General features: G+C 69.7%; 20 protein-coding genes. 10 read left to right on the forward strand and 10 right to left on the reverse strand.

The window, feature by feature from the left end; all coding sequences use genetic code 11:
- Positions 1–126: 126 nt before the first annotated feature.
- A complete protein-coding gene (locus J8M50_RS37015) occupies positions 127–1,059 on the forward strand; it encodes an AraC family transcriptional regulator (RefSeq protein WP_029183463.1) in 933 nt (310 codons plus the stop codon).
- A gap of 10 nt (positions 1,060–1,069) precedes the next feature.
- Positions 1,070–1,738 carry a helix-turn-helix domain-containing protein gene (locus tag J8M50_RS37020; protein WP_010350992.1) on the forward strand — a complete coding sequence of 223 codons (669 nt, stop codon included), beginning with the start codon at positions 1,070–1,072 and terminating at the stop codon, positions 1,736–1,738.
- On the opposite strand, the gene J8M50_RS37025 is transcribed toward J8M50_RS37020, so the two are convergent.
- Entirely contained in the window at positions 1,735–2,127 is a 393-nt protein-coding gene (locus J8M50_RS37025) for a VOC family protein (RefSeq protein ID WP_010350994.1), read from the reverse strand. The two genes, J8M50_RS37020 and J8M50_RS37025, sit on opposite strands and share 4 nt — an antisense overlap.
- Positions 2,128–2,228: 101 nt before the next feature.
- Here J8M50_RS37025 and J8M50_RS37030 point away from each other — a divergent pair, with 101 nt between their 5' ends.
- Positions 2,229–2,756, forward strand: coding sequence for a DinB family protein (locus tag J8M50_RS37030; RefSeq protein ID WP_040835463.1), 528 nt, complete (start codon positions 2,229–2,231; stop codon positions 2,754–2,756).
- Here J8M50_RS37030 and J8M50_RS37035 read toward each other — a convergent pair.
- Positions 2,743–3,363, reverse strand: a complete 621-nt coding sequence (locus J8M50_RS37035) for a VOC family protein (protein WP_010350996.1) — start codon at positions 3,361–3,363, stop codon at positions 2,743–2,745. The genes J8M50_RS37030 and J8M50_RS37035 overlap by 14 nt on opposite strands.
- A gap of 462 nt (positions 3,364–3,825) precedes the next feature.
- Complete coding sequence (locus J8M50_RS37040) at positions 3,826–4,692, reverse strand: aminoglycoside phosphotransferase family protein (RefSeq protein WP_010350997.1); 867 nt, start codon at positions 4,690–4,692, stop codon at positions 3,826–3,828.
- A gap of 138 nt (positions 4,693–4,830) precedes the next feature.
- Here J8M50_RS37040 and J8M50_RS37045 point away from each other — a divergent pair, with 138 nt between their 5' ends.
- A complete protein-coding gene (locus tag J8M50_RS37045; protein WP_010350999.1) occupies positions 4,831–5,481 on the forward strand; it encodes a ThuA domain-containing protein in 651 nt (216 codons plus the stop codon).
- 7 nt (positions 5,482–5,488) lie between these two features.
- Here J8M50_RS37045 and J8M50_RS37050 read toward each other — a convergent pair whose 3' ends face one another.
- The 7 genes from J8M50_RS37050 to J8M50_RS37080 form a co-directional block, all read right to left on the reverse strand.
- Complete coding sequence (locus tag J8M50_RS37050; RefSeq protein WP_010351000.1) at positions 5,489–6,547, reverse strand: LacI family DNA-binding transcriptional regulator; 1,059 nt, start codon at positions 6,545–6,547, stop codon at positions 5,489–5,491.
- Between the two features lie 214 nt (positions 6,548–6,761).
- Complete coding sequence (locus J8M50_RS37055; RefSeq protein ID WP_223786472.1) at positions 6,762–8,564, reverse strand: glycoside hydrolase family 43 protein; 1,803 nt, start codon at positions 8,562–8,564, stop codon at positions 6,762–6,764.
- 38 nt (positions 8,565–8,602) lie between these two features.
- Positions 8,603–9,508, reverse strand: coding sequence for a carbohydrate ABC transporter permease (locus tag J8M50_RS37060; protein WP_010351002.1), 906 nt, complete (start codon positions 9,506–9,508; stop codon positions 8,603–8,605).
- Positions 9,508–10,392 carry a carbohydrate ABC transporter permease gene (locus J8M50_RS37065; protein ID WP_010351003.1) on the reverse strand — a complete coding sequence of 295 codons (885 nt, stop codon included), beginning with the start codon at positions 10,390–10,392 and terminating at the stop codon, positions 9,508–9,510. Before J8M50_RS37065 ends, J8M50_RS37060 begins: the two co-directional genes overlap by 1 nt.
- Before the next feature lie 11 nt (positions 10,393–10,403).
- Positions 10,404–11,741: an ABC transporter substrate-binding protein gene (locus J8M50_RS37070; RefSeq protein ID WP_010351004.1), complete on the reverse strand. Its 1,338-nt coding sequence runs from the start codon at positions 11,739–11,741 to the stop codon at positions 10,404–10,406.
- 299 nt (positions 11,742–12,040) lie between these two features.
- Positions 12,041–13,168: a LacI family DNA-binding transcriptional regulator gene (locus tag J8M50_RS37075; RefSeq protein WP_010351005.1), complete on the reverse strand. Its 1,128-nt coding sequence runs from the start codon at positions 13,166–13,168 to the stop codon at positions 12,041–12,043.
- 152 nt (positions 13,169–13,320) lie between these two features.
- Entirely contained in the window at positions 13,321–14,334 is a 1,014-nt protein-coding gene (locus J8M50_RS37080; RefSeq protein WP_010351006.1) for a hydroxyacid dehydrogenase, read from the reverse strand.
- A 551-nt stretch (positions 14,335–14,885) separates the two neighbouring features.
- On the opposite strand from J8M50_RS37080, the gene J8M50_RS37085 reads away from it, so the two are divergent.
- From J8M50_RS37085 to J8M50_RS37110, 6 genes are all read left to right on the forward strand, one after another.
- Positions 14,886–16,235: an extracellular solute-binding protein gene (locus J8M50_RS37085; protein ID WP_010351007.1), complete on the forward strand. Its 1,350-nt coding sequence runs from the start codon at positions 14,886–14,888 to the stop codon at positions 16,233–16,235.
- Positions 16,232–17,212: a carbohydrate ABC transporter permease gene (locus tag J8M50_RS37090; protein WP_010351008.1), complete on the forward strand. Its 981-nt coding sequence runs from the start codon at positions 16,232–16,234 to the stop codon at positions 17,210–17,212. Before J8M50_RS37085 ends, J8M50_RS37090 begins: the two co-directional genes overlap by 4 nt.
- 20 nt (positions 17,213–17,232) lie before the next feature.
- Positions 17,233–18,045 (forward strand): carbohydrate ABC transporter permease, encoded by an 813-nt coding sequence (locus J8M50_RS37095; protein ID WP_050372281.1) that lies wholly within the window; start codon positions 17,233–17,235, stop codon positions 18,043–18,045.
- 78 nt (positions 18,046–18,123) lie between these two features.
- Positions 18,124–19,647 (forward strand): glycosyl hydrolase family 28 protein, encoded by a 1,524-nt coding sequence (locus J8M50_RS37100; protein ID WP_010351010.1) that lies wholly within the window; start codon positions 18,124–18,126, stop codon positions 19,645–19,647.
- On the forward strand, positions 19,644–22,739 hold the full coding sequence (locus J8M50_RS37105) for an alginate lyase family protein (RefSeq protein WP_010351011.1): 3,096 nt from the start codon (positions 19,644–19,646) through the stop codon (positions 22,737–22,739). The genes J8M50_RS37100 and J8M50_RS37105 overlap by 4 nt, the downstream gene beginning before the upstream one ends.
- A gap of 17 nt (positions 22,740–22,756) precedes the next feature.
- Positions 22,757–23,992, forward strand: coding sequence for an alginate lyase family protein (locus J8M50_RS37110; RefSeq protein WP_010351014.1), 1,236 nt, complete (start codon positions 22,757–22,759; stop codon positions 23,990–23,992).
- The last annotated feature ends 47 nt before the right edge of the window (positions 23,993–24,039 follow it).

Below are 24,039 nucleotides of genomic sequence, written 5' to 3' on the forward strand. Positions count from 1 at the left end.
GGGGGTGGGGGTGGGGTACATCGGTGAGGGGCTCAGGGGCATGTGTGTGCGTCTACGGCGGGGGCGAGGTGGGGGGTGTGAGCGCGTTCATGGGAACGTTCACGGGGTGCGCTCTACGCTGGCCGTATGGACCCACTCGCAGGACTGCTGGAGGGCCCGCGTGCGCGGGGGGCCTTTCTCACCCGTGCCTGTTTCGATCCGCCGTGGAGTGTGCGGGTCGAGGACCGGGCGCCGTTGACCGTGATGCTCATGGTGCGGGGGGACGCGTGGGTCGTGCCGGATCACGGGGAGCGGTTGCGGCTGCGCGCCGGGGATCTCGCGATCGTGCGGGGGCCCGAGCCGTACACCTGTGCCGACGATCCCGGCACGCCCCCGCAGGCCCTCATCCTGCCGCGCGGCGTGTGCGCCCGCCCCGACGGGCAGCCCCTCAACGGGTCCATGGACCTCGGGGTCCGCAGCTGGGGGACCCGGCTCGACGGGGCCACGGCCGTCCTGATCGGCACGTATCTCATGCAGGGAGAGATCAGCAACCGTTTACTGGACGCGTTACCGCCGTTGCTCTCCCTCACTGCACAGGAGTGGCCGAACCCCCTAACGCCGGTGCTCACGGAGGAGATCGTCCGCGACGAACCCGGCCAGGAAGTCGTCCTCGACCGGCTCCTCGACCTGATCGTCATCACCGCCCTGCGCACCTGGTTCTCCCGCCCCGAGGCCGAGGCGCCCACCTGGTACAAGGCCCTCGCGGACCCCGTCGTCGGCCACGCCCTGCGCCTTCTCCAGGACGACCCGGCCCACCCCTGGACCATCACGGCCCTCGCGACCAAGGCGGGCGTGTCCCGCGCGGGGCTGGCACGCCGGTTCACGGAACTCGTGGGGGAGCCGCCGATGACCTACCTCACGCACTGGCGCCTCGCCTCGGCGGCCGACCTGTTGCGCGACACCGACGACACCATCGCCGCGATCGCCCGCAAGGTCGGGTACGGGAGCGCGTTCACGCTGTCCAGCGCCTTCAAGCGGGTGTACGGGGTGAGTCCGCAGGAGCACCGGGGGAGGGCGTAGCGTTGGAGGCGTGTACCAGGAACGCCCGTCCCGCCTGACCGGCGCGGTGGTGTGGACGAACACGCCATCGGGGGCGCCGGGCGCGGTGCTGCCCGACGGCTGCATGGACCTGCTGTGGACGGAGGGCCGTCTCCTCGTCGCCGGTCCGGACACTCAGGCGTACGTCCCTGAAGGGCCGAGCGCCGCATGGGCGGGCCTCCGCTTCTACCCCGGCACAGCTCCCGCCCTGCTGGGGGTCCCCGCACACGAACTCCGCGACCGCCGGGTCGAGTTGGCGGACCTGTGGCCGGCATCGGAGGTACGAAGACTGACCGCACGGATCGCGGCGGCGCCGGACCCGGCGAGGGGGTTGGAGGAACTGGCCCTCGAACGGGCCGCACCTCCCGACCAGTTGCTGTCGGAATTGGTCACGGCCCTCGACGCGGGCCGCTCGGTCTCGGCGACAGCCGACGAACTGGGTCTGGGCGCACGCCAGTTGCACCGGCGCTCGCTGTGGGCCTTCGGCTACGGCCCCAAGACGCTGGCCCGAATCCTGCGGCTGCAAAGGGCGTTGGGGCTGCTGCGAGGCGGGGTGCCCCCGGCGGAGACGGCGGCGAGGACGGGGTACGCGGATCAGGCACATCTCACGCGTGAGGTGAGGGAGTTGACGGGGGAGACGCCGGGGCGGCTGGCTCTTTAGCTCAACGGCGCGAACAGATCCACCCCGTTGCCGTCCGGGTCGTGCACCACCGCGTACCGCTGCCCCCATACGGCGTCCCACGGTTTCATCTCCCCGTGATGCCCTGCGGCGATCAACTCCTCGTACACGGCGTCGACTTCACCAGGCCCGTCGCACAGCAGCGCAAGGGACGCCCGCCCACCCGGACCCGGCGTCTCGAAGGCGGGGGAGAAGGACCGCACCATCTCCTCCGTGTCCAGCATGAGTCGCAGCCCGCCGGGAAGCGCGGCCTCGGTGTGGCCCTCCCGTTCGGCTCCCTCGGGGAAGGCGAACCCGAGGCGGCGGTAGAAGGCGACGGACGCGGACATGTCGTGGACGAGGAGGCCGATGGCGTCGAAGCGTGGAGTCATGGGGACACCGTAGGCAGGCGGAGAGACGCCGGTCTTGAAGAAAACGGACGTCTTCCGGAAACCGTTTGCACAACATCCGCCCCCGCCACGAGGGTGTCCCGATGACCACCCCGCGCCTCGACCTCCTCCGCTGGCAGACCGACCTGACCTGGTCCCTCTTCACGTACCACCTGGACCTCCTGCAACCGGACGACCACCTCTGGGAACCGGCGGACACGTGCTGGACCCTCCACCCGGACGGGGTGGGCGGCTGGACGCCGGACTGGGCGGAGACCGAACCGGACCCGGTGCCGGTGCCGACGGTCGCGTGGGTCAGCTGGCATCTGGGCTGGTGGCTGGGCACGACGACGGACCACGTGCTGGGCCGAACTCCCCGTAAACGGGAGGATGTTGCATGGCCGGGCCCGGGTGAACCGGCGATCACCTGGCTGCGCGGGCTGTACGAGGAGTGGACGACGGCCGTGGCGACCCTCACGGACGCCGACCTGGACCGCCCCTCCGCCTACCCCTGGCCGGAGAGTGCGGGCCTCACACTCGCCCACCAACTCGCCTGGGTGAACGCCGAGTTGATGAAGAACGTCGCGGAGATCGGCCAACTCCGCATGATCCGCACGGTCAGCCGAACGTGACGGTCCCGTTGGGCGTGTCCAGCGTGAACGACATGCCCAACGGCCCCTCGGAGACGGGGAGTTCGACGTCGAGCGCGGCGAGGGCGGACCGGACCGCCGAAGGGTCGGGAGCCGTGGCCGACAGCGACACCAGCGGAGTGACCGGCAGCCCCGACGCGGTCGGATGCGGGGAAGACCCCCAGTCGATGAGGAACGGCACGAGCCCGGAGGACCGGTCCGTCAGCCGCCATTCGAGAAGCGCCCCGTCGGGCCGGCGCCGGCTCATCGGCTGTACGTCGCCGGGGTCGTACCCGCGCGCCCGCGCGGCCGTCACCGCGAGGTCGATGTCCGGCGGGGCGATCGCCCAGGTCAGCGTGGTCGACCGGGGCAGCCGGTCCACCTCGAACGGCCGTGCCCCACGATGCGCGGACTGCTCCGGATCGGGCCCGACGATCTCCAGATAAGCACCACCCCCCAGCCCGACCAGGTGATTACGGGTACCGAGCCCGACATGCACCCCACCCGGCGCCGGCACGACCCCCGTCCGCCGGGCGAAGTCGTCGACGGTAGCGGCCAGTTCGGGCGTCGCGAGCACGAGATGGTCGAGCCGTGCGGGAATCGTGTTCATCCCGCACGAGACTACGCGCAAGGCCTTCACAACAGGACCCGCGGGACAGAACGGACTTGGACCCGAGCCCGCGACTCCGCCCGCACAGGGGGCCGCCCTTGTCGCCGCCCGACCCACCCGCCCGGCCCGGCTTGGCCTGCCGATACAGCACCGTCAGCCTGACCTCCTTCCCCGGCTCCGCCCTCCCCACCGCCCGCACGAGGTCGGCCGCAGAGTCGATCCGCCTGCCTACCTGCCCGGCGCGCCTGCCCGGTCCGCTCTGCGCGTCCACCCTGCCTGGCGCGTCCACCCGCCTGGCCTGGCTAGGCAGGGTGGCCCCGCCAGCCCCGCCAGCCCCGCCAGCCCCGCCAGCCCCGCCAGCCCCGCCAGCCCCGCCAGCCCCGCCAGCCCCGCCAGCCCCGCCAGCCCCGCCAGCCCCGTCGTCCGGACAGCCGGCGGACGTCGGGAACACGACGACAAGCCCTACCGAAAGTCCCCCAACACCGCCTCCACAGCCCGCAACCCCAGCCGGAACATCGCCGGATTCGTCGTCCGGTAATAGTCGATCCCGCTCACGAACGTCAGCGCCCACCCCCGCCCCCGCGCCCACGTCGCATCGTCGAACCTCGCGGCCTCCCGGAACACCTCCCGCTGCCCGGCGTCCAGCACCGCCCATGCCGGGATCGCGTCGCAGGCGGGGTCCCCGACCCCGGCCGTCCCGAAGTCGATGACCGCGCTCAACCGGCCCCCGGAGACAAGGATGTTGCCGGGGATGAGGTCGCCGTGTGCCCACACGGGAGGCCCGTCCCACGCGGGCTGCGCGAGCGCGTGCTCCCAGGCGGAGAGGGTGGCGGCCACGTCGATGTCGTCGGCGGCCTTCGCGATCCAGGTCCGCATGAACGCATCCCGAGCCCGCAGCTCCCCACCCCGGTACCCGACCGGCGCCCCGGCGACGTCCGCAGTCCGCAGCCCGGCGACGAACTCCCCCAACTCCCGCGCGAACCCCGCCCCTTCACCCCCGGTGGGATGCGTCCCCTCGATCCACCGGCACACCGCCCACGGAAACGGAAACCCCTCATCGGGCCGCCCGACCGCGACCGGCTCGGGCACGGCGACGGGCAGCGAAGGCGCCAGTCTCGGCAGCCACAACGCCTCGAACTCGGCCTGCTCCACGACGCCTTCGACGATCGGCAGCCGTACGAGCAGCTCGTCGCCGAGCCGATAGATCGCGTTGGTGGTACCGCCCGGCACCACCTCGGCCAGCGGCAGCCCCGCCCACTCGGGGAACTGCCCGGCCAGCAGCCGCCGTACCAGCGCGGTGTCGGTCCTGATCTGGTTCTCGTGCATCATCAGCGCGGAACCCTAGCCCGGCCACCAGGTGAGCGGCATCCGAGTTTTTCAGCAACCGGTTACCACGAAATTTTCGGGTAGCCCCGAGACCCCTGCCCAACCCGGCACCCGCCCACCCCCCGGCATAGGCTCGACCCCATGGCCCCACGTCTGCTCGTCTACAGCCGCACCACCGGCTACCGCCACGACTCCATCCCGTACGCGGCCGACGCCCTGCGCGAGGTCATGGGGGAGTGGACGGTCGACCACACCGAGGACCCGGCGGCCCTGGACTCCCCGCTGACGCGGTACGCGGCGGTCCTCTTCCTCTCGACCAGCGGCGAGGTCCTCACTCCGAAAGGCCGCGAACTCCTCAAGGAGTACGTCGAGTCGGGCGGCGCCTTCGTCGGAGTGCACGCGGCGGCCACCACCGAGTACGACTGGCCCTACTACGGCGACCTCCTCGGCGCCCGCTTCGACCGCCACCCCGACTACCAGCCCGGCAAGGCCGTTGTCGAGGACGCCGGTCATCCCGCCACCCAACACCTGCCGCAGGTCTGGGACTTCACCGACGAGTGGTACGACTTCCGCACCAACCCCCGAGGTTCGGTACGGGTGTTGCTGACCGCCGACGAGTCCTCGTACGAGGGCGGCGGCATGGGCGAGGACCATCCGCTGGCCTGGACCCGCACGCAAGGAGAGGGCCGAGTCTTCTACACGGCCCTCGGCCACGCCGAGGAAGCGTACGACGACCCGGCATTCCGGGCGCACCTGCGAGGCGGCATCACCTGGGCTGCGCAAGGAAGTTGACGGGACGTCAGGCGTGCGTCCGTACCCGGGGCGCCGCCGTGCTCGCCCGTACGACCAACCGCGTCGACAGCTCCGTACGCGTCCCCTCCGGCCGCTCCCCGTCCATCATCCGCACCAGCAGCCGCAAGGCAGTCGCCGCCATCTCGCCGAGCGGCTGGCGGACGGTCGTGAGGCCGGGGCTCGCCCAGCGGGACTCGGGGAGGTCGTCGAAGCCGACGACGCTCATGTCGTCGGGGACTCTCAACCCGCGTTCCGCCAGGGCCTCGTAGACACCGAGGGCCATATGGTCGGAGCAGACGAAGACGGCGGTCGGCGGCTCGGGCAGGTCGAGGAGTTCGCGCATGCGCTGCCGGGCGGTGGACTCCTCGAAGGAGCCGTACCGGATGTACTCGGACCGCTGCGGCAGACCGGCAGCGGCGAGCGCCGAACGGTAGCCCGCCACCCGGGCGTTGCTGCACTGCTTGCGGCGGCGCCCCGCGATGACGGCGATCCGCTCGTGCCCGAGCGCCAACAGATGCTCCGTCGCGCTCACCCCGCCCTGCCAGTTCGCCGCGCCCACCGACACGGCGCCGGGCGGCGGTTCGTGCGCCGGGTCGATCATCACGTACGGGATGCGGTGCTGCTCCAGCCACGCGTACTGCGAGTCCGTCAACTCGGCCAGGTTGAACAGGACTCCGGCCGAACCGCGCGTCGTCAGCTTGTCGAGCCAGCCGCGCTGCGGACGGTCGCCCCGGACGCTGCGGCCGAGGCCCGCCGAGACGACGACGTCCAACCCCGCCTCGTGCGCGGCCTGTTCGACGCCGTGCAGCACCGCGCCCGACCAGGAGCTGTCCAGGGAGTGGACGACGAGGTCCACCAGCCGGGGCGGCTTCGACGCGTCGAACCGGGGCCTGCGGACGTACCCCAGCCGGTCCAGCGCCTCGGTGACCCGGCGCCGGGTGTCCGGCGCCACGTCCTCGCGGCCGTTGACGACCTTCGAGGCCGTCGGGACCGACACTCCGGCCTCGCGTGCCACGACCGCCAGCGTCGGTCCGGCCGTCACGTTCGGACTCACCGTGCGGACCATAAGGAACCCACCTCTCCGGCCCGCCGTTGGGCCAGCGAAAGCTCGACCAGCGCTGTTTCGGCCGTTTTCGAGCGTCCGGCCGACAGAAAGCGCTTGCTATCCTAGAGGCGCCGCAGCGTGACGGGAAGACACCGGGAGTCACGGGTTCACGTGGCCGGAATCGCGGACGTGAACTTTCGAAACCCCGAACAGGCTCAGGGGATTCTGAGGCGAATTAGCGGGATTTCCGGGGCAACTCCTCGCACTCAAGGCGGAAGTCGTGGAAGTCCGCCGTGAACGAGGAGTCGACGAGATCGCGGGCGTGAATGCCCACGAGGGTGCCCGTGAAGCGCAGTTTGTCGCCGTGGTCGTCCGAGAGGCGGCCCGCGTCCAATGGCGGGCCGACCGGGGTGTACGTGTCGTCGCGCAGGTACCAGAACCGTGCCTCCGTCCCCTCCACGGAGACGCCGATCGTGACCGGCCCGTTCAAGTCGACGTCCACCACGGCGACTTCATGCGCCCCCGTCTCGTCCCGGTCGATCAGGCTCAGGACGGTACGGCCCTCGCCGCGCCACTGCTGGCCGCGCTGCCGCTCGCCCGGGGGTTCCGACCAGGTGAGGTCGAGGCTGAGGTACGCCTCCGCGTCGTAGCGCAGGATCAGGCCGGCGGCCTGCGTGAACGTCGACGGGCTTGCCTCGACGGTGACTTGGGCCATGGCGTGGTGTTCGGTGAGGCGTTGGGCGAGGAGGCTCTGGGACCAGCGGGACTCTGGACCTTGGCGGCCACGCAGGCGGATCCATCCCGGGCGTGAAGTGACGTCCGCCCAGGAGGGGTTGGGGGGTTCGCGGAGGGTGCTCCAGGGCCAGCCCAGGAGGGTGGTTGGCTCGGAGGAAGTTTCCGAAAAGGGGACGTCGGGAGTTTCGGGAACGGGTGCCTCGGCAACTGGCGCGCCCGGAAGCGACGTTGCGGCAACTGGCTTGCCCGAAACCGGAGTTGCGGCAACCGGCGTGCCAGGAACCGGCGCCTCGGCAACTGCCGTGCCGGAACCCGGAGTTGCGGAAACCATCGGCACCGCCACCTCCTCTACCGGATGCCACCCCCCGCCCTTCAGCCGGGGCCACCCCTCCTCGTCCCACTCCACCGCCTGAACCGCCGTCTCCCGCCCCAGCGTGCAGCGCGGTCCCCCCGGCGTCTCCAACGGCCGCCCCACCAGATGGCTGAGGAACCACTCACCCCTGGCCGTCCGCACCAACTCCGCGTGCCCCGCCTTCTGCAGCGGCACCGACGGATCGTCCCGGGACGTCAGCAGCGGGCGGTCGGCCAGTTCGTACGGTCCCGTCAGTGAACGGCTGCGCGCGGTCAGGACGCCGTGCTCGAAACCGGTTCCCCCCTCGGCCAGCACCAGGTGGTACCAGCCGTCCCGCTTCAGCAACTTCGGCCCCTCGACGAGCCGTTCGTGCTGGAGCAGCAGGTGCGTGTCGCCGAGCGGCTTCAGCGTCACCCGGTCCAGTTCCGTCGCGACGATCCCCGAGAAGCGGTTCCCGGCCGGGCGGTGGTCGTTCTGGAGGTTGAGCAGCCACAGCTGCCCGTCCTCGTGGAAGAGGGCGGGGTCGAAGCCGTGACTCGCCACCCGGCGCGGCTCGGCCCAGGGGCCGGAGACGTCGGGTGCGGTCGTGACGTACGTATCGAGGTCGAAGTACGGCGTGCCGACCGAGCGGACGACCGCGTACACCATCCAGAACGACTCGCCGTCCCAGCTCAGCGAGGGCGCCCAGATGCCGGCCGAATCCGGCACGCCCGCAAGGGAGTTGCCGGGGACGGCGCCTTCGACGTGACCGGCGTGCTCCCAGTGCGCGAGGTCGCGGGAGCGGTGGATCGGGATCGTCGGGAACCACTCGAACGAACTCGTCGCGACGTAGTACCAGTTGCCCGCGCGGACGAGGGAGGGGTCGGGGGCGAAGCCCCGGATCACCGGGTTGCGCGCGACCGAGGTCCCCTCGGGGCGCCCCGCGATCAACGTCCCCTCGAAGCAGGTCACTTGAGAAGCGCCGGCCGCCACTTGGGGCTCCTCGCCCGTCACTTCAGCGCTCCCAGCGTCACACCCGACCGCCAGTACCGCCGCATCGCCACCATCATGATCGCCATCGGCACGATCGACAGCAGCGCGCCCGTGAGGACGAGGCTCGTCAGGTCGACCCCCGACTCCAGCCGTTTCCCTGACCAGTTGTAGAGGCCGATGTTCAGCGTCCAGTTGTTCTCGCCGCGCAGCACGGTCAGCGGCAGGAAGAAGGAGTTCCACGTGTTGACGAACGCGAGCAGGAACACCGTCGCGCCGCCGGTCGTCATCATGCGCAGCACGATCGAGAAGAAGATCCGCAGCTCACCCGCCCCGTCGAGGCGCGCGGCCTCCAGGAGTTCGTACGGAATCGTCGACTCGGTGTAGACCTTCGCGAGGTACACGCTGAACGGGTTGATCAGGCAGGGGATGAGCATCGCCCAGGGCGTGTCGACCATGCCGATCTCGGAGAACAGCAGGTACAGCGGGAGCGTCAGCAGCGCGATCGGGATGAGGAACGAGCCGACGACGGACGCGAAGACGAGGCCCCGCCCGGGGAAGTCGAAGCGCGCGAGGCCGTACCCGGTCGCGAGGGCGATCAGCGTGCCGCCGAGGGAGCCGACGCCCGCGTACAGCAGGGAGTTGGCGGTCCAGCGCAGGAAGATGCCGTCCTCGTAGGTGAACAGCTGGTGCAGGTTGTCCCAGAGGTGCCAGCCGGAGAACCAGAGGCCGTTGGACTGGTAGAGGCCCGTACGGTCCTTGGTGGCCGCGACGATCAGCCACCACACCGGGAACAGGCTGTAAACGCTTGCGAGCGCGAGCCCGACGAGCAGGAACCGCTGGCCGCCGCGCGAACGGGAGCGCGGATCGGGCTTCGTGAGTCGGCGGACCGCCGCTTTCGGCGCGCGGTCTTCGGTCAGGGTCATCAGTCGGCCTCCCTCGATGTCAGCCGGTAGAAGACGAAGGAGGCGAGGCCCAGGATCAGCGCGAGGAGCACCGAAAGGGCGGCGGCGTAGTGGTAGTTGCCCGCGTTGAACGCCTGGTTGTAGATGATCATGATCGGCGTGAAGCTGTCGTCGACCGTCTGCGGGGTGACGTTCCGAAACAGCGCGGGCTCGTTGAAGATCTGGAGCATCTGGATGATCGACAGCAGCCCGGTCAGCACCAACGCGCCCCGGACGTACGGCACTTTGATGCTGCGGGCGATCCTGAGCTCGGAGGCGCCGTCCAGCCGGGCCGCCTCGAACAGCTCGCGCGGGACCGCCTGGAGCGCCGAGTAGATGATCACCATGTTGTAGCCGATGCCGTGCCAGGTCAGCAGGTTGCCGATGGACGGCCACACCATCGACGGCGCGAAGAAGTTCCAGTGGAACCCGAACACGTCCCCGATCGCCGTCAGCGGACCGACGTCCGGGCTGTACAGGTTGATCCACACGATCGCCGCGACGACCCCCGGGATCATGTACGGCACGAGCAGCAGGATCCGGAACCGGCTCGCCGCGCGCGAGGTCACCGCGTCGAGCAGGAGCGCGAGGACCAAGCTGACCAGCAGCATCACCGGGATCTGCACACAGGCGAAGACCACGACCCGCAGCACCGAGCCCATGAACGCCGAGTCGGTGAAGCCCTCGCGGTAGTTGTCGAGGCCGGTGAACTTCTCCGTCGAGCCGCCGAGGCCGAGCCCGGACTGCTGGACCTTGTACAGCGACTGGTAGACCGCGTAGCCGATCGGAAGCAGATACAGAAAGACGAAGCCGAGCTGGAAGGGCACCGTGAACGCGGCACCCTTCCAGCGCTGGGAGCGGATCATCGGAAGCTCCCTCAGCCCTTCACGGTGATGCCGCGGGACGTGAGGTCGTCGACCGTCCACTTCTGCATGTGCGCCAGCAGGTCGGTGACCTTCTGCTGCTTGCTGACCACCTTGGCCCAACCGGCTTGCAGCTCACTGAACATGGCCGTCCAGTCCGGGCCGAACGTCCAGTCCGTCGTCACCGTGTTCAGGCTGTCGCCGACGACCTTCTTCGCCGGTTCGTAGTGCGCGCCCAGCAGCTTCTGGGAGATCGACTCGTCGATGTACGAGCCGGTGTCGGCGAGCGCCGGCATCACGCCGTTGCCCGTCTCGGGGCTCGCCATCGTCTTGACCGCGCCCGGGTCCGTGGACATCCACAGCGCGGCCTCGGCGGCCTGCTTCCGCTGCTTGCAGTCCTTCGTCACCAACGTGACGCTGCCCGTCAGATTCGTGCCCGCCGGGGTCTTCGCGGCCTCGCCCGCGAACGCCGGCCACGGCGCCAGCGCCCACTGGCCGAACGACTTGGTGAAGTTCTGCACCATGCCGGCCATCTGCCAGGTCGAGATCTGGCGGGTGACCGTGCCGCCGTTGTCGTAGTTGCGCTGTACGGCCGCGTAGTCGGCGAACGAGAGCGTCGAGTTGAGGTCGTTGTCGATGATGTCCTGGATCACCTTCGCGGCCTTCAGCGTGCCCGCGTCCTGGAAGTCGACCTTCCACGCGTTGCCGTCGATCGCGTACCAGTGCGCGCCCGCCTGCATCGCGAGCACCTCCAGCGTGGAGGGGTCCTCACCCGCGTAGTTCGTGATCTTGACGTCGTGCTTCTTCAGCTCCTTGCCGGCCGCGACGAACTCGTCCCACGTCGTCGGCGCCTTGATGCCGTACTTCTGGAAGACGTCCGCCCGGTAGATCGTGAAGTTCGGCGAGGAACTGGTCGGCACGCCGTAGAACTTGCCCTGCACCTGCGCGCTCGCCCACGAACCGGCGTTGAACTTCTCCTTGCTGGAAGCGACGTACTGCGAGACGTCGGCCAGCGCGCCCTGCGAGACCCACGTCGTCACGTATTCGGCGGTGTTCTGCACCAGGCACGGGGCGTTGCCCGCCTTCACCGCGTTCGTCAGCTGCTTCTGCATCGTCAGCTGGTCGGTGACCTTCGTGTACTTGAGCTGCACGTCCTTGTGGGACGCGTTGAACGCCTTGACGACCGCCTCCTGCCCGTTCGCCCAGCCCCAGTAGGGGAGGGTGACCGGGCCCGACGCCGAGGAACCGCCGTCGTCGTCGCCCGAACCGCCGCAGGCGGCGAGCAGACCTGTCAGCGCGATTCCCGCTGCGGCTGCGCGGGCGATCCTTCTGCGGGGGCTGATGGCATTCATCTGACCGTGATCCTTCGGGAAGTAGGCGTCTCGACGAGGCGAGAGCGGCGGCTCGGTACTGGCCGTAGGCGGCGGCCGGACGGCGGGGAGATGCGGCGTCGGGCCGGCTCAAGCGGAAGATGTAGTAACCGGTTGCTGTGACGTTAGGCCGACGGGATCGGCATTATCAAGAGGCGTGCGAGAAAATCTTGGGCGAATCGGCCCGAAATCCAGTAACCGTTTACGCGCCCTGTCGGGGAGTGCGGCCGGCCGTGCGGCAGCGGCGCCGGGACCCTCAACTCGGGCGTACGGAGGGTGAGTTACCGCAGCAGCCGGGGTGGCCGCACCGAGTCCCGTACGACGACGTGGGTGCCCAGGACCAGGTGCTCGGCCTCCGCCGCCCTGCGCTCCCCGGACGCCCCGGAACCGGCGAGGTCCAGCCCGGCCCTGCGGTCGGCGACCGCCCGCAGCGCCACCCGGCCCATCTCCTCGTACGGCACGTGCACCGTCGTCAGTCCGGGCGTCAGCTGGGAGGCCAGCGGGATGTCGTCGTACCCCGCCACCGACACGTCGTCCGGCACCCGCAGGCCCACCGACCTGAGCGCCTGCATCGCGCCCGCCGCCACCACGTCCGTCCCCGCGAGGACCGCCGTGAAGCCCGGGGTCCGCGCGAGCGCCTGCCGGACCGCCGCGTACCCGTGCTCGTAGTCGTACGAACCGCGCCGCACGAGCCGCGGGTCGAACGGCACCCCGTAGGCCTCGAACGCCCGCCGCGCGCCCGCCAGCCTGCCCTGGGCGGTGGTCAGCCCGGACGGCCCCGGCAGCACCAGGACCTTGCGGTGACCGGCCGACAGGACGTGGCTGGCCATGGCGTAGGCGCCCGCCTCGTTGTCGTAGTCCACCGTCGTCGCCGGGACGTCGCCCTCCAGCGGCGGCCTGCCGACCAGGACCAGATGCGAACCCGCCGCGTCCAGCGAGCGCGCGAAGCGGGCCATCCTCGTCTGGTACTCCGTGCGGTCGTAGGCCCCGCCGAGCAACACCACGGCCGCCACGCCCTGTTGGCGCATCATGTTGACCAGCGCCAGCTCCCGCTCGGGGTCGTCGCCGGTCGTGCCGACCAGGGAGAGCCAGCCGCGCAGCGTCGCCGCGCCCTCGACGCCCTTGGCGACGTGCGCGAACGCGGCGCCGGTGATGTTGTTCATGAGGATCGCCACCGTCGGCGTACCGCCGCCCGCCAGCGATCTCGCGTGCGCGTTCGTCACGTAGTCCAGGTCCCGGACCACCTTCATCACGCGGCTGCGGGTGCCGGCGGTCACCGGGTAGTTGCTCACGCTCAGCACCCGGGAGACGGTCGCGACCGAGACCTGTGCCTCCTTCGCCACGTCCTTTATCGTCACCCTGCGCTGGGACCTGCCGGCCTTCTTGACGCCCGACTTCCGCTCACTCACCGTCACGCCTCCTTCCAGTCATGGGGGGTTGCGCCGGCTTCGGACGACCTCTTCGCCACGGTCGTCCGAAGCCGGTGACGAAAAGGTATCCCGGCTGCCGGAAGCCCGTCGGAGCCTGTGGATAACTTTTATTTTCCCAGTTCAGAAGGGGTTTAGGCGCTCCTGGCGAGATCCGCGTGCCGGACCTCGTGGGCCAGCGGGAGCCCGTCCGTGAGCCGCTCGGCCTCCGTCACGACGATCTCGCCGAGCCGTCGCAGCTCGTTACCGAGCGAACCGGCGATGTGCGGGGTGAGGATCACGTTCGGCAGCGTGTAGAGCGGCGAGCCGGCGGGCAGCGGCTCGGGTTCGGTGACGTCGAGGATCGCGCTGAGCCGGCCCGTCACCACCTCGTCCGTGAGCGCCGCGTGGTCGACCAGCGCGCCCCGGGAAGTGTTGATCAGGACCCCGCCGTCGGGGATCAGCGACAGGCGCGCGCGGTCCAGCATGTGGTGCGTCTCCGGGATGTCCGGCGCGTGCAGGCTGACGATGTCGCTGCGCGTCAGCAGCTCCTCCAGCGACATCAGGCGGGCACCGAGCTTCTTTGCCTCGCCGGAGTCGACGTACGGGTCGTGCAGCAGCACCTCGAAGTCGAACGGCCGCAGCAGCTCCAGCAGCCTGCGCCCCACCCGGGACGCGCCGATCACCCCGATCCGGCGGCCCAGATTGCCGATCGGCGCGGTCTCGGCGGGCGTCGGCTGCGCGTGCGTACGGCGGTAGGTCTCGCGCAGGGAGAAGAAGTCCTTCCCGGCGAGCAGGATCATCGCGAGCGTGTACTCGGCGACGGGTACGGCGTTGGCGGTGACCGCGCTGGAGACGCTCACCCCGCGCGCCCACAGGGCGTCCCCGACCAGGGAACGCACCGAGCCCGCCGCGTGCAGCACGGCGCGCAGCTTCGGGGCGGCGGCCAGGGCCTCGGCGTCGAGGTGCGGGCAGCCCCAGCCGGTGATCAGGATCTCGGCATCCGCCAGCGCGGAGACCGCCGCCGGGTCGGTGAGGTCCTGGACGACGAGCGCGGGGTCGATGTCGGCGGTCCGGCGCAGCCGCTCCAGCACGGGCTCGGGGAACAGCAGCGGGAGGTGCACCGGATCCATGGCGAACACGGCCCTGGGCAGCGGGGCGCTGGGCATGACTCTCCTGGGGGCGAGTGGGGACGAGTACGGGAAACGTTTACTGAAAGCGTCTTCTACCGTAAATCTGTGGCCGAGCCATGGTCAATCAGTCGGAGCGGATCAGTCCCGTTCGGTCCTGCGTTGGGGTTGAGCTGCCAATTTCCCGCTGTTACCGGGGTGTTGGGGTCGCGCGGGCCGCTCGGGGCGGGTGGACCGGGTGTGCGTGAGGAGGACTGTGTCGTCACAACCGGTTGTGGTCGGCGCGGCCGGACGGTTTGTGTGGATCCGGGGGACGGGGCGGGTGGGAGTGCTGCTCCCGGGTGGTTCGCGTGGTCGGTGTCCGTGCAGCTCAGGGCCGTGTCCGGGCTGTTCCGGCGGCCTGTTGGGCGGGCCTTTCGGGGTGGCTGGGTACGTGCACAGAGTTTTCGAAAACGTGCGCAAACTCTTGACGGGTCCCTTGAGGCGGCAGAAGCTCAGCGCACTCGGTCGTAGCAACCGGTTGCTACGCGTTACTCGGGCGGGTCGTTGTCATGCCCGTATCCCAGCAGCTCTCAAGAAGGCGAGACCCCATGCGTTCCCACGCCGGTGCCCCTCCCAGCCGCCGCAGGTTCCTCGCGCTGTCGGCCGGCGGGGCCGTGGCCGGTGCGGCGGCGCTGAACGGGTGCGCGCTCCCGGTCTCCGGCTCGGTCGGCGGCGGGGGAGAGTCCATCACGATGATGGTCTCGCCGGGTGACATCACCCCGGACCAGGTCAGGCAGGCGAAGAACAAGCTCGGGATCTCCGTCGAGCTGGTCAAGTGGGACATCACCAAGCTGATCGCGATGCTGACCAGCGGAAACCCGCCCGACCTGGTGCGCGGCGTGGGCGCGGTGGACGCCGCGTACTTCGCGGCGCGCGACACCGCCGAGAACCTCGACCCGTACTTCGCGCGCTCCACCGTCCTCAGGGCCGCCGACCTCGACCCGGTGAACGACCTGTGGCGCTTCGACGGCCGCACGCAGGGCAAGGGGCCGCGCTACGGCATGGCGAAGGACTTCTCCCAGGACTCCATGTACTGGTACAACACCGCCGTCTTCGACAAGGCGGGGATCACCTACCCGTCGGAGACCGAGCCGGTCACCTTCGAGCAGTGGCAGGAGGACGCGCGCCGTCTCGTCCAGCGCAAGCGGGGGCAGACCATCGTCTTCGGCGGCAGCTACGCGGGCCTCACCCGCTCGACGCTGCTCGCGACGATGACGGCCTCGGCGGGCGGCAGCCTCTTCGACGACGACTTCTCCCGCGTCGACTTCACCACCCCCGAAGCGCGCAAGGCGCTCGCCTGGTACATCGACTACTGCCACACCAAGGTCGGACCGAGCCTGATCCAGCCCGACCCCAACGGCTGGGACGGACCCACCTACCAGGCCGGACGCATGGCGATGTCCAACTCCGGTTACTGGCTGGGCGGGATGATCGGCACCGATCCGAAACTCGCCGCCGTCTCCCGGCTCGCCCCCGCACCCGTCTTCGCCGGCGGCCCCCGCATCAGCGCCTGCCAGGGCGGCACCGGACTGTGGATGCCGAAGAAGGCGAAGAACAAGGACGCCGCCTGGCGGGTCTTCGAGTGGTTCTTCGGCGAGGAACCCGCCAAGGAACGCGCCGCCGGAGGCTGGGGCATCCCGACCCTCAAGTCTCTGCGCGCCCTGATGCCCCATCAAGAGACATATCAGCAACGGACGTTGAAGGTGCAGGAGAACGAACTCAAGCATTACTCGGTCGTCTCCTTCACCCCGTACACGCGGGCCGACGCGCTCGACGCGCTCTTCAACCAGGCCGCCCCGGCGGCGATGAACGGCGGGATCTCCGTCGACAGACTCGCCGGACAACTGAACGACGTCGTCAACGAACAGCTCAAGCGCGGTAAGGAGCAAGTGGGATGACGGTCGATCAGATGACGGCGACACCGGCACGGACCGGGACGCCGCCCGCCCGGGGGAAGCGCGGCACCACCATGGCCGCCCGCCGCCACCGCGCGTTCTACCTGTTCACCTCCCCCTGGATCATCGGCTTCGTGCTGCTGACCGTGATCCCGATGGGGTACGCGCTCTGGCTCAGCTTCACCACGTTCGACGGGATCTCGCCGCACTGGACGTTCGTCGGCCTCGCCAACTACCGCGAACTGCTGCACGATCCGGTGACCTGGCACGCCCTCGGCCGGTCCGGACTCTTCGCCGTGACGTCCGTACCGCTGTCCATCGCCGCCGGACTCGGACTCGCCGTCCTGCTCAACAGGCCCTTGAAAGCACGGGGGTTGTTCCGGACGCTCATCTACCTGCCGGCGGTCGTGCCGCCGGTCGGCGCGGGACTCGCCTTCAAGGCGCTGTTCGACCAGAACTCCGGTGCCACCAACGGGGTGTTGACCTTCTTCGGCATCGACGCCGTGGGCTGGCTCGCCGACCCGTACGCGCGGTACGTGCTGCTGATGACCGTGCTGTGGACCGCCGGCAACATCATGATCATCTCGCTGGCGGGGCTCCAGGACGTACCCCGCGAACTCCACGAGGCGGCCGAACTCGACGGGGCGAGCGCCTGGCGGACGTTCCGCAGCATCACCGTCCCGCTGCTGTCGCCCGTCCTGCTCTTCCAGACCGTCACCGGGATGATCGCCTCGGTGCAGACCATCATGCCGCTGCTGCTCGCGCCGCTCGGCGACACCAGCGGGATCACGACCGTCCCGCAGTCCAACTACCTGTACATGATGCACGTGTTCGCGCAGTACTTCGCGCTCGGCCGGTACGGCTACGCCTCCGCGCTGCTGTGGGTGCTCTTCGTCATCATCCTCGCCGTGACGGGCCTGCTCTTCAGGTTCACGTCCGGCGCGGTCTTCTACAACGTCGGCCCGGAGGCGAAGAAGTGACCACGACCGTCCGCGTCCGCATGGGCCGCCTCGCCCTCTACACCGGACTCGTCGCCCTCACCGGCCTGTTCCTCGGCCCGTTCGGCTGGCTCGTCCTCACCGGCCTGAAAACACAAGGGGAGTTGGCGGCCTCACCGGTCCACTGGCTGCCGGACCACTTCCAGTGGCACAACTTCGCCGACGCGTTCACCCAGATCGATTTCCTCGGCTACGCCCGCAACTCCCTGATCATCGCGCTGATTTACGCCACCCTCGTCACCCTCAGCTCGGCCTGGGTCGGCTTCGGGTTCGCGCGGCTCGACGCACCGGGAAAGAAGACCCTGTTCGGCATCCTCATCGGCTCGATGATGCTGCCGCAGATGATCACCCTGCTGCCGACGTACCTCATCTTCGCCAAGCTCGGCATGGTCGACACGTACTGGCCGTGGGTCCTGTGGGGACTGTCCGCCGCGCCCTATCTCGTCTTCCTGTTCCGGCAGTTCTTCGCGGGGCTGCCACGCGAACTGGAGGAGGCCGCGATCATCGACGGCGCCGGGTACGCGGGGATCTTCTGGCGGATCTTCCTCCCGCAGTCCTGGCCCGTCCTGTCCGCGAGCTTCATCATCGCGTTCACCTGGACGTGGGGCGACTACATCGCACCCCAACTCCTGCTCTCCACCGACCGGACCACCCTCGCGGTCGCCGTGATGACGACGTACGTCAACGACTCGGGAGCGCCGGTCCCCGAACTCCAGGCCGCCGCCTCGGTGATGTACGTCGTGCCGATCCTGCTGGTGTTCCTCGTCGCCCAACGCGGCTTCGTCGCGGGGATGTCGACGTCGGGACTCAAGTAACTCCCTTGTCTGTACGGCTGGTTCGCCGCCTGGCGTCGAAAGCGGTGACCAGCCTGCCTTCTCCCAAGGAGCCCCCGCATGAATACGCCCCTCTCCCGCCGCACCGCCCTCCAGGCAGCCGGTGCCGCCACCCTCGCCGCCGGGCTCACCAGTGTGACGGCCGGCGAGGCGAACGCCTCCGGGACTGACAACTCCGCGCCGACGCTGGTTACTTACCCCCGCCCCGCGTCCATGCCGACCAACGCCGGCTACAAGGTCCGCGTCCGCACCGCCCCCGACGGCGACTGGCAGACCCTCGACATCTGGCGCCCCCAGCTCGGCGAGATCAACGCGGCCACCGGCTCCGGCAAGGTCTACAACTCCTCCCTGGTCTCCTTCGACTTCCACGGCCCCGTCGAGATCGAGGTGACCTACCTCAAGGGCGGCACCACCAAGGCCCGCGTGCGACCCGACTCGTACGGCATCACACCCGAACTCCTCGGCGACACCCTGCGGTTCACCCTCGACGAGCCGCGCAACGTCGTCGTCCAGATCAACGACGACGTCTTCGACACCCTGCACGTCCTCACCGGCTGCCCCGACCCGCACGCCCCCAAGTCCGGTGACCCGGACGTCATTTACTTCGGCCCCGGCGTACACACCACCTCCGACGGCACCCTGAAGGTCGCCGAGGGCCAGACCGTGTACCTCGACGGCGGCGCCGTCCTCACCGCGACCGTCCTCTTCCAGAGCGTGAAGAACGCCCGCCTGACCGGGCGCGGGTTCATCAACTCGACGTCCGGGGGCGGGGCGTTGGTCGAGAACAGCGAGAACATCCGCGTCGAGGGCGTCACGATGCTGAACCCGAACGGGTACGCCACCCAGCTCGGCAACAGCAAGAACGTCCACATCAAGGGCCTGCGCTCGTTCAGTTCGAAGGGCTGGGGCGACGGCATCGACGTCTTCTGCAGCGAGAACGTCGTCATCGACGGCGTCTTCATGCGCAACTCCGATGACTGCATCGCCATTTACACGCACCGCTGGAACTACTACGGCGACACCCGCAACGTCACCGTGAAGAACGCGACCCTCTGGGCCGACGTCGCCCACCCCATCAACGTCGGCACGCACGGCAACACCGACAACCCCGAGGTCATCGAGAACCTGCACTTCCAGAACATCGACATCTGCGACCACCGCGAACCGCAGATGAACTACCAGGGCTGCATCGCCCTCAACCCCGGTGACTCCAACCTGATCCGGGGCGTCCGCGCCGAGGACATCCGGATCGAGAACTTCCGCTGGGGCCAGGTCATCTACATGAAGGTCATGTACAACACGAAGTACAACACGTCCGTCGGCCGGGGCATCGAGAACGTCTACATCAAGAACCTCACCTACACCGGCACCAACGCCAAGCCGTCCCTGTTCCTCGGCTACGACGCCGAACACGCGGTGAGGAACGTGACGTTCGAGAACCTGGTGATCAACGGCCAGACCATCGCGGACTCCATGAAGAAGCCGGGCTGGTACTACACCACCGACGTCATGCAGTGGTTCGCCAACGAGCACGTCATCAACCTGAAGTTCATCACCACCGCGGAAGCGCAGGCCGCCCGGTGAGTCCCATCAGCCGCCGCGGACTGCTGAGTTCGTCCGCAGCCCTGTTCCTCGCCGCCGGGACGAGCACCCTGACCGTCCCGGCGGCGAGCGCCAACACCCGTACACCGCAAGGCGGTTCGCAGATCGCCCACCCCGGGCTCCTGCACACCGCCGACGACCTGGCCCGCATGAAGGCCGCCGTCGGAGCGAAGCGATCCCCGGTGTACGACGGCTACTTGGCGCTCGCCGCGCACGCCCGCTCGCAGAGCACGTACGCCGTCCAGAACACCGGCCAGATCACCTCCTGGGGCCGGGGCCCCACCAACTTCCAGAACCAGGCCGTCGCCGACTCGGCCGCCGCCTATCAGAACGCCCTCCTGTGGGCGGTCACCGGCAACCGCGCCAATGCCGACAAGGCCCGCGACATCCTCAACGCCTGGTCGGCCTCGCTGACCGTCGTCACCGGCGCCGACGGCCCGCTCGGCGCCGGGCTCCAGGGCTTCAAGTTCGCGAACGCCGCCGAACTCCTGCGCCACACCGGCTACGACGGCTGGACCGAGGCTGAAATGGCGCGCTGCGAACGGTCGTTCCTCGACGTCTGGTACCCGGCGGTCTCCGGCTACATGCTGTACGCCAACGGCAACTGGGATCTGACGGCCATTCAAACGATCCTGGCCATCGGGGTGTTCTGCGACGAGCCGACCCTCGTCGAGGACGCCCTGCGCTTCGCGGCGGCCGGCGCGGGCAACGGGAGCGTCGCCCATCGCGTCGTCCGACCGGACGGCCAGGGCCAGGAGTCGGGCCGAGACCAGGGCCACGAGCAACTCGCCGTCGGCCTGATGGGCGACATCGCACAGGTGGCCTGGAACCAGGGCGTCGACCTCTGGTCCTTCGACGGCAACCGCATTCTGGCGGGCGCCGAGTACGCGGCGCGCTACAACCTCGGCGGCGACGTCCCCTTCACCCCCGACCTCGACCGCACCGGCAAGTACGTCAAGCAGACGGTCTCCGCGATCGGCCGGGGCAACCTGCCGCCGATCTACGAGATGTACCTCGCGCACTACAAGGGCGTACGCGGCATCGAGGCGCCCGACATTCAGGCAGCCGTTTTCCGGGGCGCTAACGGTACCCGTCTGGTCGAGGGCAGCAACGACGACCTCCCGAGCTGGGGGACCTTCGCCTACGCCGGTACGACGGCCCCCGCGCCGACGGTTCCGGCGCCTCCGGCCGGACTCACGGTGGTGGGGGAGGAGCGCGTGGTCGAGCTGGCCTGGCTGCCCTCTGTTGCTGCAAGCGGTTACACAATCCGGCGCGCCACCCACCCCGCCGGCCCCTACACGGTGCTCGCGACCGGCGTGACCGCACCGGCGTACACCGACACCGCCGTCCGGCCCGGACGGGCGTACCACTACACCGTCAGCGCCTCCAACGACCTGGGGACGAGCGGGAGTTCGGTGGCCGTCGGCGCCAACGCCGGGCTGCCCGGGCCCTGGACGAGCGGGGACGTCGGGGCGGTGAAGATCCCCGGCTCGACCGCGTACGACGGAGAGCGGTTCGTGCTGGAGGCGTCGGGGACCGCCGACACGTACCAGTTCGCCCAACTCCCGCTGCGCGGCGACGGATCGGTGACCGCGCGGATCGTCTGGCCGCTCAGCTCGCAGTACTCCAAGATCGGCGTCACGCTGCGCAGCTCCGCCGACCCCGACGCTGCCCACGCCGCGATGCTGATCCAGGGGCTGCCGCTGCACACCTGGAGCGGGGTGTGGAGCGTACGCCCCGCCCAGGGCTCCGCCGTTTCAGCAACCGGTTCCACACCCGTTCCCCCCACCCAGCAGGAGGCGATCACCACCCGCGCCGCCTTCCCCATCTCCAGCCTCGGCACGCTCCCCGAGTCGGCGACCCCGCTCGAAGCGCCGTACGTCGAAGGCGCGGGCGACGGATACCGGCTGCGCGCCCCCTACTGGGTACGGGTGACCCGCAAGGGCCGCCGCTGCACCGGCGCGATCTCCCCCGACGGCGTCCACTGGACCGAAGTCGGCTCCACGGACGTCGAGTTGGGCCGTACCGTCCACGCGGGACTCACCCTCACCTCCTGCCTGGGCGTCGACGAGCCGTACGCCGAGACCGGGACCGGCGCCTTCGACAACGTCACCGTCACGGACAGCGCCGGAACCGTCTGGCGGACCCCGCGCCCCACCCGTACCGCCACCGACCTCAAGTCCGGCCCCGACGGCCTGACTTGGACCGACCCCGACCTGTCCGCCCGGTACACCGTCCTGCGCGCACCGAGTCCGCGCGGCCCCTTCCGGGCCGTCGCCACCGACGTCGGCCCGGTCGGCTTCGGCACCCGCATCCGCTGGACCGACCCGACCGCAGACACCGGGACGACGTACCGCTACGCCGTCGCCAAGACCAACTCAACTGGAACCGGGCCGTGTTCGGCGTCTGTGGCGGCTGACGTCGCGGCTGCTCCCGCACCGGTCGTGCAGGTTCCACCGAGCCAGGTCCCCGCCCCCTGGACCGCCGCCGACCTCGGGGACCCCGTCACCGACCGGTCCGCGTTCGGCACCCTCGGGGTCGTCGCGATCCTCACGCCCGGCAGCACCACGTACGCCGACGACACCTTCACCGTACACGGCGCGGGAGTCGACCTCAGCGCCAACAACCAAGGGATGACAGGCCAGTTCGTACGGCAGAGGGTCAGCGGGGACTGCACGGTCACCGCGCGGCTGCTGTCCCGGGAGGGCGCCACCGCCGACCGGGTCGGGCTGCTGATGGCCAAGTCCTCGAACCCCTTCGACCTCGCCGCCGGGATCGTCGTGACCGGCGGGAGCACCGCGCAGCTCATGCTGCGCCCGACGGCCGCCGGAGCCTCCGCGTTCACCGGCACCACGGCCGTCCAACTCCCCACCCTGCTCCGGCTGAAGCGCACGGGAACCGCTTTCGCCGCAGCGATCTCCACCGACGACGGCGCCACCTGGACCACCCTCGCCGAGGGCACGGTCCCGCTCTTCGGTGACGCCCCCTACCACGTGGGCCTGGTGGTCTGCTCGCGCAACCAACTCGCCCTCGCCACGGCACGGTTCACCGAGGTGATCATCACCTCCGACTAGACGGGAGCCCCACCCCCATGAGCCGCACTCCCCAACTCCCCAGCCGCCGCACCCTGTTGAAATCGGCGGGCGGCCTGGGCGCCGCCCTCGCGCTCGGCGGAGCGGCCTCCGCGCTGACCCCCACCACCGCGGATGCCGCCCCGGCGACCTTCACCCACCCCGGCATGCTCCACAACGCCGGTGACATCAACCGCGCCAAGGTCCGCGTCGCCGCGGGCACCGACCCCTGGCTGGCGGGCTGGAACAGGCTGACCGCCAACTCCCACTCCGCCTCCACCTGGACGAACCGGGCCACCGCGACCATCGTCCGCGGCGGCACCGGCGAGAACTACCCCCAGCTGTACAACGACATCGCCGCCGCCTACCAGAACGCCCTGCGCTGGAAGGTCGCCGGCACCGAGGCCAACGCGGTCTGCGCCGCGAACATCCTCAACGCCTGGTCGAGGACGCTGACTTCGGTCACCGGCAACGCGGACCGCTTCCTCGCCGCCGGTATCTACGGCTGGGAGTTCGCCAACGCCTGCGAACTCATGCGCGGCTACTCGGGGTTCGACCTCGCCGCCGCCCAGGAGATGCTGGCCAGGGTCTTCTACCCGCTCAACAACCAGTTCCTGACCGGCCACAACGACGCCTGCATCACCAACTACTGGGCCAACTGGGACCTTTGCACCATGGGCTCCGTCATGGCCATCGGCATCCTCAACGACGACGCGGCCAAGTACGACCAGGCCGTCACCTACTTCAAGTCCGGCGCGGGCAACGGCTCCATCAAGAACGCCGTGCCGTTCCTCCACACCGACTCCGACGGCTACGCGCTCGGCCAGTGGCAGGAGTCAGGGCGCGACCAGGGCCACACCGTCATGGGCATGGGCCAGATGGGCGCGATCTGCGAGATGGCCTGGAACCAGGGCGACGACCTCTACTCGTACGACGACCGGCGGTTCTTCAAGGCCGCGCAGTACGTCGCCAAGTACAACCTCGGCCTCGACGTCCCCTTCACGACGTACACCTGGGGTACGGGGCAGAACTGCTCCCAGCAGTCCCAGACCGTCGTCTCCGCGACAGCCCGGGGCCAGGCCCGCCCGGTCTGGGCGCAGCTGCACTTCCACTACAACCGCAGGCTCGGCCTCGACGACAAGTACATCGCCCAGATCTACGCCGCCGTCGCCCCCGAGGGCGGCGGTGGGGACTACGGGACTACGAGCGGAGGCTTCGACCAGCTCGGCTTCGGCACCCTGATGTACGCCAAATAGCCCTCTGAACGGCTCGTGCACCGGAATACCAGGCGTCCCTGTGGTGC

Source organism: Streptomyces acidiscabies (assembly GCF_020010905.1).
Lineage (GTDB): Bacteria > Actinomycetota > Actinomycetes > Streptomycetales > Streptomycetaceae > Streptomyces > Streptomyces acidiscabies.